General features: G+C 42.7%; 13 protein-coding genes. All 13 read left to right on the top strand.

Annotated features, from left to right (window positions below):
• Positions 1-162 precede the first annotated feature (162 nt).
• The 13 genes from lapB (at position 163) to JKY90_06995 (ending at position 14,735) form a co-directional block, all read left to right on the top strand.
• Positions 163-1,344: a lipopolysaccharide assembly protein LapB gene (gene lapB / locus JKY90_07055; GenBank protein ID MBL4852022.1), complete on the top strand. Its 1,182-nt coding sequence runs from the start codon at positions 163-165 to the stop codon at positions 1,342-1,344.
• Positions 1,337-2,074: an orotidine-5'-phosphate decarboxylase gene (gene pyrF / locus JKY90_07050; GenBank protein MBL4852021.1), complete on the top strand. Its 738-nt coding sequence runs from the start codon at positions 1,337-1,339 to the stop codon at positions 2,072-2,074. Before lapB ends, pyrF begins: the two co-directional genes overlap by 8 nt.
• 82 nt (positions 2,075-2,156) lie before the next feature.
• A complete protein-coding gene (locus JKY90_07045; GenBank protein MBL4852020.1) occupies positions 2,157-2,423 on the top strand; it encodes a helix-hairpin-helix domain-containing protein in 267 nt (88 codons plus the stop codon).
• A 126-nt stretch (positions 2,424-2,549) separates the two neighbouring features.
• A complete protein-coding gene (locus tag JKY90_07040; GenBank protein ID MBL4852019.1) occupies positions 2,550-3,440 on the top strand; it encodes a hypothetical protein in 891 nt (296 codons plus the stop codon).
• A 75-nt stretch (positions 3,441-3,515) separates the two neighbouring features.
• Positions 3,516-4,964, top strand: coding sequence for a mannose-1-phosphate guanylyltransferase/mannose-6-phosphate isomerase (locus tag JKY90_07035; GenBank protein MBL4852018.1), 1,449 nt, complete (start codon positions 3,516-3,518; stop codon positions 4,962-4,964).
• 106 nt (positions 4,965-5,070) lie between these two features.
• Positions 5,071-6,075: an NAD-dependent epimerase gene (locus JKY90_07030; GenBank protein MBL4852017.1), complete on the top strand. Its 1,005-nt coding sequence runs from the start codon at positions 5,071-5,073 to the stop codon at positions 6,073-6,075.
• Between the two features lie 361 nt (positions 6,076-6,436).
• The gene (locus tag JKY90_07025; GenBank protein ID MBL4852016.1) at positions 6,437-7,762 is read left to right on the top strand and encodes an oligosaccharide flippase family protein; all 1,326 of its coding nucleotides are present in this window, start codon (positions 6,437-6,439) and stop codon (positions 7,760-7,762) included.
• Positions 7,763-7,933: 171 nt separating this feature from the next.
• Positions 7,934-8,734, top strand: a complete 801-nt coding sequence (locus JKY90_07020) for a hypothetical protein (GenBank protein MBL4852015.1) — start codon at positions 7,934-7,936, stop codon at positions 8,732-8,734.
• 62 nt (positions 8,735-8,796) lie between these two features.
• On the top strand, positions 8,797-9,459 hold the full coding sequence (locus tag JKY90_07015) for a class I SAM-dependent methyltransferase (GenBank protein ID MBL4852014.1): 663 nt from the start codon (positions 8,797-8,799) through the stop codon (positions 9,457-9,459).
• Complete coding sequence (locus tag JKY90_07010) at positions 9,444-10,790, top strand: O-antigen ligase family protein (GenBank protein ID MBL4852013.1); 1,347 nt, start codon at positions 9,444-9,446, stop codon at positions 10,788-10,790. The genes JKY90_07015 and JKY90_07010 overlap by 16 nt, the downstream gene beginning before the upstream one ends.
• Positions 10,787-11,941 carry a glycosyltransferase gene (locus JKY90_07005; GenBank protein ID MBL4852012.1) on the top strand — a complete coding sequence of 385 codons (1,155 nt, stop codon included), beginning with the start codon at positions 10,787-10,789 and terminating at the stop codon, positions 11,939-11,941. The genes JKY90_07010 and JKY90_07005 overlap by 4 nt, the downstream gene beginning before the upstream one ends.
• Positions 11,941-13,884: an asparagine synthase (glutamine-hydrolyzing) gene (asnB, locus tag JKY90_07000; protein ID MBL4852011.1), complete on the top strand. Its 1,944-nt coding sequence runs from the start codon at positions 11,941-11,943 to the stop codon at positions 13,882-13,884. Before JKY90_07005 ends, asnB begins: the two co-directional genes overlap by 1 nt.
• On the top strand, positions 13,881-14,735 hold the full coding sequence (locus tag JKY90_06995; protein ID MBL4852010.1) for a class I SAM-dependent methyltransferase: 855 nt from the start codon (positions 13,881-13,883) through the stop codon (positions 14,733-14,735). Before asnB ends, JKY90_06995 begins: the two co-directional genes overlap by 4 nt.
• Positions 14,736-14,745 lie beyond the last annotated feature (10 nt).

Here is a 14,745-nt window from a genome sequence, read left to right as displayed (position 1 = left end):
GTATGGTGCCATTGAAGGCGCAACCCGAAGGGCCAGTGCGCATTTTTCACCCAGCGGCGTTGTCACTCGCTTATGTGGGTCAACCACACCGCACTCGCTCCGCCTTGCTGGATGAAAAATGCGCGCTGGCAGGACTGTCAAAATGATGGTTAACACCCCCTGATGGGCGATTACCTTATCTGGCTGTTGCTCCCTATAGCAGCGCTATCTGGCTGGTTGGCAGCACGTAGTTCATATAAAAAGCAGCAGTTTGGTAAGGTAGGTGAACGTCTTCAGCCTGGTTATTTTAAAGGCCTTAACTATATTCTTAATGAACAACCTGATAAGGCCATCGAGGTCTTTGTTGAGATGGTGCAAGTTGACAGTGAGACCGTTGAGACGCATCTTGCTCTGGGTAATTTGTTTCGCAAGCGCGGAGAAGTTGATCGCGCGATTCGTATCCATCAAAATTTGATAGCGCGGCCGACCTTGAATGTTGAGCAACGTTCACATGCCCTGGCAGAACTGGGCCAAGACTATATGAGTGCGGGATTGCTTGATCGAGCAGAAAATATTTTTTCTGAATTGATGGAGAATTCGCAATATAAGGCATTAGCACTGCGCTTTCTTAGGGATATTTACCAAAGCGAACAGGAATGGGATAAGGCGATAAAAACATTACGTAAAATGATAGAGCTTTCGCGCAAAGACAGAAATCAAATTATCGCGCAGTACTATTGTGAGCTTGCTGTGCAAGCACGTGAGAATAGTAATGTGCCGCTGGTCAAGCGTCACCTCAAGCAGGCAATTGGTGTTGACCCACAGTGCGCACGAGCCAGCCTCTTGCAGGGTGAACTAGAGTGGCAGTCTGGCAATATTAAAAATTCTTTACGTTGCTATGATCGATTTATTGCGCAATCACCACAATTAAGTGACGAAGTGATCGAGCGCGTCTATGCTTGTCATCAACAACTTGGCTCAGTGAATAAATTCCTTGGTGATTTACGCCATTTATCTAAGGCGCAAGTGGGGCCATTGACGCACAGGCTAAGGCTTCGATTACATGCCAGCGCCAAGGATGAAGTCAATGATGAAGAAAGTTATCGCGAAGCTGTCTATGTATCACTGCAAGAGCGCCCGTCATTAGCATTAATCGAAAGTTGGCTTGAACTATTTTCGGATAGCAAAGAAGTGGATTCACATGGCGAGCTAAAAAAATTGTTAGCGGTGATCACGCACCTTGCTAAGCAAAATGAAGGTTATTGTTGCCAACATTGTGGCTATATAGCGAAATCGTTACATTGGTTGTGTCCAAGCTGTAAGCGTTGGGATTTGGCGCGTCCAGTTAACGCGTTGGATGGTTAGCATTTTGAGTATCGTAAATGCTGAGCAGCCAAAGGTTATTGTCGCTTTAGATTTTTCTAATAAAAGTATCGCGCTCAATTTTGTTGAACAAATCAATCCCGCTTTGTGTCGTGTTAAAGTCGGCAAAGAGCTCTTTACGGCTGCTGGGCCTGATTTTGTACGCTCATTGGTAAAGCTAGGGTTTGATGTTTTTCTTGATTTGAAGTATCACGATATTCCGAATACCGTAGCTGGGGCTTGTTGCGCTGCAGCGGACTTAGGCGTGTGGATGGTCAATGTTCACACTCTTGGTGGTCGCAGAATGCTTGAGGCTGCTAACAACGCCTTAGCTCAGCGAATCGGTACGCGGCCATTGTTGATAGGCGTTACCGTATTGACGAGTATGAACCGTCAGGATCTCAATGAGTTGGGGGTTTTGGGTGAGCCGCAAGAGACAGTGCTGCGTTTAGCGCAGATTAGTGTTGATAGCGGGCTGGACGGAGTTGTGTGTTCAGCACATGAGGCCAGGCAGCTGAGGTCTCTACATGGAGACCAACTTCGCCTTGTCTGTCCTGGCGTCAGACCTGCTGGCTCGGTTAAAGACGATCAGCGACGCACTATGACGCCTACTGAAGCGATTTTGGCAGGTGCTAATGATTTAGTGATTGGTCGACCTATTACACGAGCAGATAACCCGATAATGGTTTTAAAAAATATAAAGTCAGAAATAGCTGACATATTTTCTACTTAATTGTTGATACGCTTAACAGTAAGGTAGCGGCTATGTTGGTGTTGCCTTCTAATGGATTAACTCATTATACAAGGAGAGTGTTATGCGTTTAACTTTACTATCACTGTTATTTTTCTCATTTTTTCTGGTTAGCTCGCTAGTGTCGGCGGCACCCGTTAACATTAACACGGCCGATGCTGGCCATCTGGAAACTAGCCTTGTTGGTATAGGCTCAGAGAAGGCCGCTGCCATTGTTCAATATCGTGAGGATAATGGTTCGTTTGCGTCTGTTGATGATTTGGCTAATGTCAAAGGCATAGGACAGAAAACCATTGATAAAAACCGTGAGAACTTGACGGTCACTGAATAACACTATTTTTTGTGTTTGATGTTTAGTAGGGGGGCGGTTTTACCGCCCTCTTTTTTTGTCTGTAATAAAGTCTGGTTCAACAGCCTCTATTCAGTCATAATTCGTCTTTTAAATTAGTGAGTTAAGTTGATTTTGCAAGTGCGTGATGATAGCCAGACAATAAGACAACAAACCGAACATCCCTTCTTTTACCCCCAGGATGAGATTTCATTAAGCGAGGTTATTGCCGTGTTACGGCGACGTTATTTGCTCATCGTGTGTATTGTAGTATTGGCTATGATTATTGCGGTTGCATATATTGCAATCACGCCATCGGTCTACGAAAGCCGCACTGTGTTAAGGCTAGGGCTGGTTGGTGGCATGCAAGACATTTCTGATGGCAAGCCAATAGAGGCGTCAACGATTCTTGTTAGACGACTGCAAGAAGACTATGGCATTGAAGACGACAAAGAGCGCCCTGGTTTTCCGCGCTTAGACTCAGTGTCTGCTGATAAGAGTAGTGCAGAGCTTATCGAAATAACGGCTCGTGCCTACAGCCCTGGTGATGCTCAAAACTTCCTTAGTGGGGTGACGGATACATTATTGTTTGAGCATCAGCAACTGTACGATCGTGCTAGGCAGGTGTGGGGTGGTCAGTTGGGCTATTTGCGTAGTGTAGAGGCAACTATAAATAAGGCACTTGTTGATATTAATATACAGATGAAACAACTTACGCAACGCGATACGTCAACAGCGGCGTTGTTTTCCCTTGAAAAAACTCGTTTGGTAGAGCAGTCCCTCGAGGTACAAGGAAGAATCAGCCAGATTGAGGTTACGCAAGAGATGAAATCTTATCCTAGTAGCTTATTACGTACTGCCACCTATAGCGAGAATATTGTTTCACCTAAGCGCCTGCTTATTTTAATGCTAGCGTTTATTCTGGCGTTGATTGTGGGGATTGTTTTGGCTTTTATGGTTGAATTTGCTTCGTCAAATAGCCGGAACGATGAGGGTAAAGACGCTAAAGCGAAGGACTAACAAGCCCGTGTTTGCTGCCGATAGTTTATGTATTCTCGCTACTATAGCTCGCTATAACATCAGGTAAAGTTTAGCATGACAAAAATTCAGCCCGTTATTCTCTCTGGCGGCTCAGGCTCACGTTTGTGGCCACTTTCGCGTGAACATTATCCCAAGCAATTGTTAGCACTGGTCAGTGAAAACAGCTTATTACAGGACACCGTTATCCGGCTTAAGCAGGGAGAAGACAGTGACCTTACTGTAAAAAGCCCCTTATTGGTCTGTAATGAAGAACATCGGTTTTTAGTGGCCGAGCAATTACGTCAAATACAAACACCAGCAAGCAACATTATTCTCGAATCCATTGGCCGCAATACCGCACCAGCATTAACCTTGGCCGCCTTGGCAATCAGTCAAAAAGGCAATGACGATGTTATGCTGGTGATGCCGGCAGACCATGTTATTAGAGATGTAGACGCATTCAATACGGCTGTAGCGCATGGCGCACAGCTTGCCAGCGATGGCGCGATGGTGACGTTTGGTATTGTGCCGTCCCATGCAGAGACGGGCTATGGTTATATTAAGTCAGGTGCTACGCAAGATAATGATCGCTCGTATATTGTTGAGAAATTTGTAGAAAAGCCAGACACGAAAACAGCCGAAGCTTATTTAGCAAGTGGTGACTATTTTTGGAATAGCGGTATCTTTATGATGAAGGCATCGGTCTGGCTTAAGGCCATGCAATGTTTTCGTCCTGACATTAATGATGTCTGCCGTGCCTCGTTTGACAAAGGCAAGCAAGACCATGATTTTTTTCGTGCAGACTCAGATGTTTTTAATGCCTGCCCCAGTGATTCCATTGATTATGCAGTAATGGAAAAAGCGACGTTAGCGGAAGAATTTCCGCTGGCAGTTATCCCTATCGATGTCGGCTGGTCCGATGTCGGGGCATGGTCTTCGTTATGGGAGGTCAGTGAGCGTAATGAAGAGGGTAATGTTATCAAAGGCGATGTAGCGACGAAAGATACCAAGAATTCCCTGCTAATTTCAGAACACCGTTTGCTTGCCAGCGTAGGTATTGAAGATATGATTGTGGTTGAAACCGCAGATGCCGTCATGGTGGCGCATAAAAGCCGCGCACAAGAGGTTAAAAGTATTGTAGAAGGGCTGAAAGCCAGTAATCGCGGAGAGTATCAGACCCACCGTCGTGTTTACCGCCCATGGGGCTCTTATGAGTCGATTGATCATGGTGAGCGTTTCCAGGTCAAACGCATTATTGTCAGCCCTGGTGCCTCGCTTTCATTGCAGATGCATCATCACCGTGCCGAACACTGGATCGTTGTGCAAGGCACTGCGCGTGTTACCTGTGGTGATGAAGAATTTTTGCTGAGCGAAAATCAGTCAACCTATATCCCCTTGGGCACCAAACACCGATTGGTAAACCCTGGCAGTTTTGATTTAGAGCTAATCGAAGTTCAGTCTGGCAGTTATCTAGGTGAAGATGATATTGTTCGTTTCGATGATGTTTATGGCCGTGCTAATTGATTTACAATCTGTGTGGTAACCTTAAAATTTGTTGATTAAATAATAATTGGTTCTGCAAATTACCCAAATAATGACCATGCTATCAATACAACTCGAAGGATCATAAATGAAGGTGCTCGTCACTGGCGCTGCCGGTTTTATAGGATTTCACGTTAGCCAATATCTGCTCGAAAGAGGGGATGAAGTAATAGGGCTCGATAATCTTAACGATTACTATGATGTGAGTCTAAAGCAGTCACGATTAGACTTACTATTAAAGTATGATTCGTTCAAGTTTTGCAAGATAGATTTTGCTGACCGCAAAGCAATGGAAGCGTTGTTCGTGGCCGAGAAATTTCAGCGCGTAGTTAACCTTGCAGCCCAAGCAGGGGTGCGTTATTCCATTGAAAACCCACATGCTTATGTAGATTCAAACCTGGTAGGCTTTACCAATATATTGGAAGGTTGTCGATATAATAAGGTTGAGCATCTGGTCTATGCATCCACCAGCTCAGTTTACGGTGCTAATGAGCTAATGCCTTTCTCTGAGCGACATACGGCGGATCATCCTGTTTCTTTTTATGCGGCAACCAAGCGAGCTAATGAGCTCATGGCGCACAGCTATAGCCATCTTTTTGGGTTGTCAGTGACTGGTTTACGCTTCTTCACTGTCTACGGTCCTTGGGGGCGACCAGACATGGCTTTGTTTAAATTTACTAAAGCAATATTAGCTGGTGAGCCAATACAAATATTCAATCACGGTAAACACAAACGAGATTTCACCTATATTGATGATATCGTAGAGGGTGTGGTAAGAACTCTGGATAAGCCAGCTCAGCCTAATCAAGACTGGGATCCAAAAGCACCTGACCCAGGTTCGAGTAAAGCGTCATGGGGAGTTTACAATATAGGAAATAACAAGCCTGTAGAGCTTATGGATTATATTCTGTGCTTGGAAAAAGAATTAGGTATAGAAGCAAAAAAAGAATATTTACCACTGCAAGCAGGAGATGTGCCTGACACCTATGCTGACGCATCGAGTCTGATTAACGATGTCGGCTACAAACCATGTACGTCAGTATCAGTCGGGATAAAGGAGTTCGTTCGATGGTACCGAAAATATTATTCTTGAAGTATCAACTATTTATCAATTGAATTTACGACGGGCACGTTTTTTGATATTGCGAACAAGCTTATCCACATCTGATTTATGATTTTGTTTTTGCCTCATCTTCATTCCTTTGGGTTGTTTCGATAAGATAAAATACTACTTTAACAATAGTCCCTCATTCGCTGACGGAGAAAGAGCGAAGCGTTGGCTTTTCCTTGATATTTTAGGACGAGGACGGCGATGAGATTTCCAAATATTTCATAAAAAAAGGGATTTCAATTGGTTTTAAAATATCTTATCAGATACCCTTCAACGTTAAATCAATTGTTGCACTTCTAATTTGAGCTCACGAAATAACTTGATGCGTTTATACAAAAAAATCATGAGTGACGGAGTTTTTTTAATTTTTTTGCGTGGTGCTAGCATAGCATTCATTATGAGGGCTTTAGGCGTAGGGCTTGTATTTTTATTGCAATTGCTATTAGCCCGCTTGTTAGGGGCAGAGGTATTTGGACAGTATATTTATGTTTTTACTTGGATAACTGTGTTGGCCTTGATTGGAAAACTTGGATTAGATACGGGATCTCTACGATATCTCTCTACTTATCAAAGTTTATCTCAATGGGGGTTAGTGCGCGGATATATTCGATGGTCTAGCGAACTTGCAACAATGGCTTCGTTGCTACTCTTGTTTTTTACTGCGCTCATTATTTGGTTATTAAGTGAAAGGCTAGGCAGTGATTTGACAAAGACATTTTTAGTTGGGCTTCTAGTCTTGCCGTTTATGGTATTGATGCAACTGTATTCGTCATATATGCAGGCGTTTAAGTATATTGGGCGAGCTCAGTTGCCACAAAGCGTACTTCGACCTATATTTATAGGCGCGACAATTTTCTGTGTATATTCTTTTGGGTTTGTATCAAATGCTGCATTAGTCATGGGGATTGAGTTAGTAAGCACTATAGTTGCTTTTGGAGTGGCCTGGGTTTTTGTGAGACGAATTTCATATAATCGTTTTATTGCTGCGCGAATAAATTATCGAAAAGGTGAATGGTTAAAGTCTATATTTCCGATGTTTATAGTTTCTGGCGCTCAAATGGTTTTAGCTAAATCAGATATTATTATGGTTGGTATGTTGCTAAGCCCGACGCAGGCCGGAAAATACGCAGTTGCTAGTTTGCTTGCGGGGCTAGTTACATTTTTTATAATGGCGGCAAATCAGATTGTTGCGCCTCTCATATCGGAACTCTATCACCAAGAAAAATTTTTAGAATTGCAACGTATTATTACTATCTCCGTAGTTTCTATCTTTGCAATAACGCTACCGTTGATTTTGATTTTAGCTTATTTTGGAGTAGAATTTCTCGGTTTATTTGGAATGGAATTCAGAGATCAATACTCGGTTTTATTTGTTCTTATGGTTGGACAAATAGTGATTGTCGCTTGGGGTCCGGTTGGCTTTCTTTTAACTATGACCCATCATCAGAGTGAGGCATCATGGATCATTGGGGCTGCTGCTATATTGAACCTTGTGCTAAATATTATATTGATTCCAGCTCTTGGTGTTATTGGTGCTGCTATAGCAACATCTATTGCTGTGAGCCTGAGAAGCATTGCTTTAGGTTTTGTTGTTTGGAGAAAATTGAAGATTATGCCAACGCTATTTAGCCCGATATTGCTTCGATTTTGGCCGCAATTTCCTAAATAATAATGAGCGTTTTAGAGTATTGAACATTGTTGATGGTTACTTACGAAAAAATGATTGAACAGTTAGTAGACTTTCTAATCAAAAGTGACGAAACGCTAGTTTGAGCCTAACAAGGTATAATACTATGCCTCTGACAAGAATATTCATTCTGTATTGGATAAGTGTATTTTAATGAAATTATATTACAAACATCATGGAAAATCATTCCAAGATGACTGGGAAAGGGTTTCGAGATTATATAGTGCCTCCATGTTATCAACTACATTCGAGGCTCCGAAGCCGGTAAGCTTGCAGGCAGAAAAACAGACAATCGTCTATGAGCATTTACCGGAGGGCCAGTTACTTGCTTATTATTTTTTTCGTGTATTGATTCAACCCTGGAGAACGAGCGCATTTAATGATCTAGAGAAAGTGTTTTATAAGATTGGTTGTTCTCTAGCTCAATTTCATCGCTATTACGAATCACCTTATTCAAAGACTGTTCGGCTCGATTTTTCGGCGATAGACGGATTAAGTGGCAGCATTATAAATCAGATTGAAAAGGTTTTAGATAATGCGCCAATAGTCGGTTTTCATGGGGATTTTGGCACCGGGAACGTGTGGCTTAGGGGCTCTGATTGTATGCCAATCATCCTTGATCCAATCCCAAGTCTTTTTTGTCCCGATTCACATGGCGGCAAGTCATCAATTTATTATGATGTGGGGCATATGGTGTCGGTATTATCATGTGTGTATCCCTTGTGGGTTGTACCTTTTATAAAGTGGAACCGGATTAATTTGGCAATATCAATGTTTATTCATGGTTATGAAGAAGAATCAAAATTAGTTTTGGATCGCTCTGCTCTTTATGGGGTGGCGTTATGGTTAACAGATGCTTATCTAAAATCGATGAGACAAAGTATTAGAAATAATATACGTTCTCGTTTTATCGTTTCACGCAGAGGATATTTAATAGAGGAGATATTGTCATAGCAAATTATAGGAGTAGCCATAAAGGAAAAGATAGGGGGAAGTTATATGATCAGCGCTATGCTGTGGGTGCCGAATCTTTTTACTGGGAGAATTTTGAGAGACCGTATTTAGAGGAAAAATTTTCCGGTATTGGGAAAGCCCATCCAGGTCGTTATCTGGATTTTGCCGTGGGAACGGGCCGAATTTTGGAAATAGCAGCTCCAAATTTCTCGGAGGTTGTTGGAATCGATGTATCGGAAGATATGTTAAAGCAAGCAAGGAAAAAAGTGCCTAAGGCACGCTTGATTAAAATAGATATTACATCAGAAAATCTGGATTTGGATAAATTTAATGTGATTTCCTCATTTCGGTTTGTATTAAATGCTGAGCCTGCTTTACGCGAGGCTGCCCTGCAATCATTAAGGTTGGTTATCGAAGATGGAGGTTGTCTCATTATTAATAACCATCTTAACAAGTGGAGCTTTACTGGTTTAGTGTGTCGATTTTCTAATTTTATTCATGGTAAACCCCGTCACAAGATACTGAGTGATACAGATATACGGTATTTGCTAGAGCGCTGTGAATTTAAGGTACTTGAAAAGTATGGGTTCGGTCTAATTCCGACATGGCGTAATCGTTTGTTGTTATGGTCTGGTGTTACATATAAATTGGAATGTTTTTTGAATCGTTCAAGTTTTTTGCAAAAATTTGCTAAAGACAGGATTTACATTTGTCAACCGATATAAACGTAGAGACGGATAGACGTAAAGTCGCCTCTTTCATTGATGGTCATAATCCGAGTTCAGGGAGGCTGGCTCGAACGCGCCGAGCAGGCCTGATGTTAAGTTTTGTGGCATTGCTTGCACCTTATTTTGAGCTTCGGATTCCAGGCACTAGTTTTACGTTGGTTAATCTGATCTTAGTGATAGGTTTGATCGGTGCATTGATAGGTGGTCTTAAGGGCAGATGCTCTGCCCCCTTTTTTTTAGTAAATAAATATGGCTCCATGTTAATGGTGGGGTTGGTCTTTGTAGCTATAGGAATACTGTCAGGCCTTACCGGCATACTTTGGGGTGGGTTACAGCTGCACACCCCCAACCTATTTTCTGTTATGGGGCAATATGCATTTATAATGATCGGTTTCCCGGTTTTTCTTGCTTATTGGCTTAAGATTGATCAAGTGTGGGGATTTCTGCGCCTTGTTGCTTTGGGCTATATGATACCCATGTTGATTACGGTTGCGTGTATGTACCCTGCTATGCCAGAAGTAATACGAGAGACTTTTTTTATTGCTGGACGTGCTACAGGTACATTTGGTAATGCTAATTCGTTTGCAATTGTCTTGGTTACAGTAATGCCTATTTATTTAGTATTAAGCATTGTAGAACGTGGATGGTGGAAATTCATTGGTGTTATTGGCCTACTGCTTGCGGTATTAAATCTTATTTTGACAGCATCGTTTAGTGGTTTTCTACTTTTTTTCGTTATTTTTGTTATAAACTTTTTACTGGCTTTAGTATGGCGGCGGCATCCGATTCGTACGCACCTTACTAAAATTTTAAAATTGGGCTTTGTATTATTGCTAATAGGGGCGGCGTTAATTATTGCAATATCAGATAGTTTTTTTTCTGAAAACCAGAGACGTGATCGGTTTGAATTATTGTTTAATAAAGAAGATGTCACAGTAAGTGAGCTTGGCAGTGTCGGCATACGCGTAGCATTAATTGAAGAGGCGGTAGATGCGATTGTTAATCGTTCAGGGGGGGTGTGGGGGCATGGGTTGGGGCAAAGTAGAACATGGTCTACCCATTCTTATAGTGTGCATCTTACCTATCTATTACTCTGGATTGAGGGTGGCATTGTTCAATTGCTTCTTTACCTGATATTCATTGGCATGTTATTGCTCAATGCCTGGAAACTTTCCTCGCAATATCCACTGATTGCTATGACTATGGGGCTGGGCGTACTGACAATTTTTTTCTCTGGGTTTATTACTACACATATATATTTAAGTTTTTTTTGGTTACCTTTGCTGCCAGTCTTTGGCTCTTGGCATTATTTGAAAGTTAACTCATGAGCCAGAAATTTGTGGTGCACATTATAACAGGTATGAATACTGGTGGTGCTGAGATGATGCTTTACAAATTGCTTGCAGGAATGGATAGGAAGCGTTTTTCGCCTGTTGTGATTTCTCTATCAGACGGCGGGGAAATGCGCAAAAGAATTGAAGCACTGGGTGTTTTGGTTTACTCGTTAGAGATGCGGAAAGGCTTACCTACCGTTAGTGTTTTATTTCGCCTAAAAAAAATTATTAATAATATTCAGCCTGATCTTATTCAAGGCTGGATGTATCATGGTAATTTGGCGGCAACGCTAGCGCGATCTATTTTCTTTAAAAGAGCAGCATTGGCCTGGAATATTCGTCAGTCTTTATATCAGATAAAGACAGAAAAATTTCTGACTCGCCAAGTCATCAGAGCCAATCGGTTTTTCTCGGCATCACCTGACACCCTGTTGTATAACAGTCAGCTTTCGCGTCAGCAGCATGAGAATTTTGGTTTTGTTAGCTTTAGGGGACAGATTATTCCGAATGGGATTGATCTACAACAGTTTAATTTCTCAGAAGATATGCGCCGTCAAATACGAGCTGAATTAGCGATTCCTGCAGAGGCTTTGGTTGTCGGACATGTGGCACGGCTACATCCGATGAAGGATCATGCTAATTTTTTACAGGCGGCAGAGGCGATTACTTTACGCTACCCTAATGCCCATTTTTTGCTCAGTGGGCGAGATGTCCACTTGGATAATGCCAGCTTCAAGATAGAAATTCCAAGTTCATTGCAAAGTAGGTTTCATTTGCTTGGTGAGCGCAGTGATGTGGCTGCTTTAATGAGTGCTATGGATGTTTTTTGTCTTTCAAGCGCATGGGGAGAAGGTTTTCCTAATGTACTAGGTGAGGCGATGGCAGTAGGTGTGCCTTGTGTTGCCACTGATGTGGGTGACAGCGCGCTAGTCATTGGCGATTGTGGTGTAATGGTTGCGCCTAAGGATAAAGTAGCCCTCGCGGCAGGTATTGAATCGCTGCTTGCATTGCCTGTCGCAGAGCGTCGCTTGCTAGGGGAGCAAGCACGTAGCCGAATTAAAGATAAATTTACCTTGGGTCAAATTGTCGAACAGTACACCGCTCTCTATAAAACAATCATTTTAGAGAAGAGAACAAGCCAATAATGTGTGGCATCGTGGGTTACTGGGATAAGCGTGGCGCAAATGCCGTGGTGGTTGAGCAGATGGCTTTGCGTATTCAGCACCGTGGCCCAGATGGCGCAGGTGTTTGGCTAAATCAATCAGTAGAGTTGGCGATGGCGCATCGCCGCCTTGCTATTATTGATTTAACACCAGCAGGGCATCAACCGATGACATCCCCTTGTGGTCGTTTTACCCTGGTGTTTAATGGTGAGATTTATAATCATGTTGATTTGCGTGCAGATTTGCAGCGCGAAGGAGGTCATTTTGATTGGCGTGGACATTCGGATACCGAGACGCTATTAGCAGCTTTGCGCCATTGGGGTTTGGCAAGAACGCTACAGTATCTGAACGGCATGTTTGCTTTTGCATTATGGGATAACGAGGAAAAGAGTCTGTTTTTAGCGCGTGATCGCATGGGAGAGAAACCACTCTATTATGGTCACAATGGGGGCTGTTTTTTGTTCGGCTCAGAGCTAAAGAGTTTTAAGGCGCACCCACACTGGCAGGGTCAGATAGATCGAAATGCTTTGGCATTGTTTATGCGTCATAACTATGTGCCAACACCCTGGAGTATTTATAAAGGTATTAAAAAATTACCGGCTGCACATTTTGTAGTGATTCGTGAATTTGGTCAGGAAATTTCTAAGCCGCATTGCTATTGGAATTTAGCAGAGGTTGCGCGGCAAGGTGTGATAGAGCAAGTGACAGACCATCCTGAAAAACTGATCGATGAGCTGGATGGATTGTTACGTCATTCAGTGCGTAGTCGTATGGCATCAGATGTTCCATTAGGTGCATTTTTATCAGGAGGTTTTGATTCCACGATAGTCGCTGCATTAATGCAAGCTCAATCTTCGAAACCAATTAAAACCTTTACTATCGGTTTCCATGAAAAAGGATATAACGAGGCCGATCATGCCAAGGCAGTGGCTAAACATTTAGGCACCGATCATACCGAGCTTTATGTTACTTCTGAAGAGGCGATGGCAGTGATTCCACGTTTGCCGACTATTTGGGATGAGCCTTTTTCTGATTCTTCGCAGATACCCACTTTTTTGGTCAGCGAACTGGCATGCAAGCATGTGACGGTGAGCCTTTCCGGTGATGGAGGGGACGAGCTTTTTTGTGGATATAATCGTTATACGCAGGGTTATCAGATATGGCGTAAGCTGCAACGGTTGCCCGTCGCATTACGACAGTTAATTGGCTCGCTGATGCAGGTTTTTCCGGGTGCGCCATTAGAATATTTGTTGAGTCTATTACCTAAACAGTTTCAGATTCCACATTTAGCTGATCGTTTGCCAAAATTGGCAGGGGTGATAAAAGAAAAATCAGGTGAATCTTATTATCATCGTTTGGTTTCTCATTGGCAAGAGCCAAGCCAGTTAGTCATTGGTGGAGTCGAGCCAGAAACAATTTTCAATCGATCTGACCAGCATCCTGAATTGGCAGATTTTCGTGAACAGATGATGTATCTCGATAGCATGACCTATTTGCCCGATGATATTTTAACTAAAGTAGATAGAGCCAGTATGGCGGTGAGTTTGGAAGCACGGGTACCGTTATTGGATCATCGCGTGGTGGAGTTTGCCTGGAAAGTGCCCATGTCGCTCAAGTATCGGGATGGTAAAGGCAAGTGGTTGCTGCGTGAGGTTCTATATCGTTACGTTCCACGTGAATTAATGGATCGTCCTAAAATGGGTTTTGGTGTGCCGATTGAGCATTGGTTGAGAGGGCCCCTACGCGAGTGGGGAGAGGAACTGCTGAGTGAGAAGCGTCTTCGAGAAGAGGGGTTTTTTGATCCCGCTCCGATACGGAAAATGTGGCAAGAACATATTAGCGGCAAGCGCAGGTGGCATTACTATTTATGGGATGTGTTGATGTACCAGGCCTGGTTGGAACAACAGCAAGAGAATGTGGCATGAAAAATCTAATTCCTTGGTGGTTTAAAATTTTTGCAAAAATTATTTTGTCTCGGATACCTGTTGGTTATGGTATTTGGCAACGTGTAGGGGTTTTTCGCCATGGTTATATGGACCAAGCCTCTTATGTGCTTAACGTATTCAATGAGCACGTATCAAGGTCTGGGTTAGACGGAAAGATTCAAGGGAAAACAATTCTGGAGATAGGGCCGGGTGACAGTATTGCTACAGCGCTTGTGGCTGCATGCTATGGTGCCAATGCCATCTTACTTGATGCGGGCTCATTTGCAACGACTGATATTGAGCAATACCGCAAGCTTGCTAAGGGTCTTAAAAGTAAAGGGCTGAATGTGCCGGATATTTCTAAAGCAGAGACTCTTGATGAGATGCTGGCTGTTTGTGGAGGGCGATACTTGACACAAGGTTTGGCTTCTTTTTCATCTATTGAAACAGGGGCAGTGGATCTAATTTTTTCGCAAGCAGTATTGGAACATGTAAGAAAGCATGAATTTGTCAAAACAATGCAAGAGTGTTTCCGCGTATTAACTTTAAAAGGAGTTGTGTCACATCGAGTAGACTTGAAAGATCATCTTGGTGGTTCACTTAATAATCTGCGGTTCAATGAGCGCATTTGGGAGTCAGAATTTTTTGTTCGCTCAGGGTTTTACACAAACCGTATTCGTTTCTCTGAAATGATAAACATGTTTGAGGAGGTGAAGTTTATGGTTGAAGTTTGTGATGTGAGACGGTGGCAATGTTTACCGATTAAAAGGCAGTCTCTTGCGGATGATTTTAACTATTTTTCTGATAATGAATTAATGGTGTCAGGGTTCGATGTTTTGATGCATAAGTAATGATGATTGC

It is taken from the genome of Gammaproteobacteria bacterium, from assembly GCA_016765075.1.
Taxonomy (GTDB): Bacteria; Pseudomonadota; Gammaproteobacteria.
This window is presented reverse-complemented; position numbering and strand designations above follow the sequence as displayed.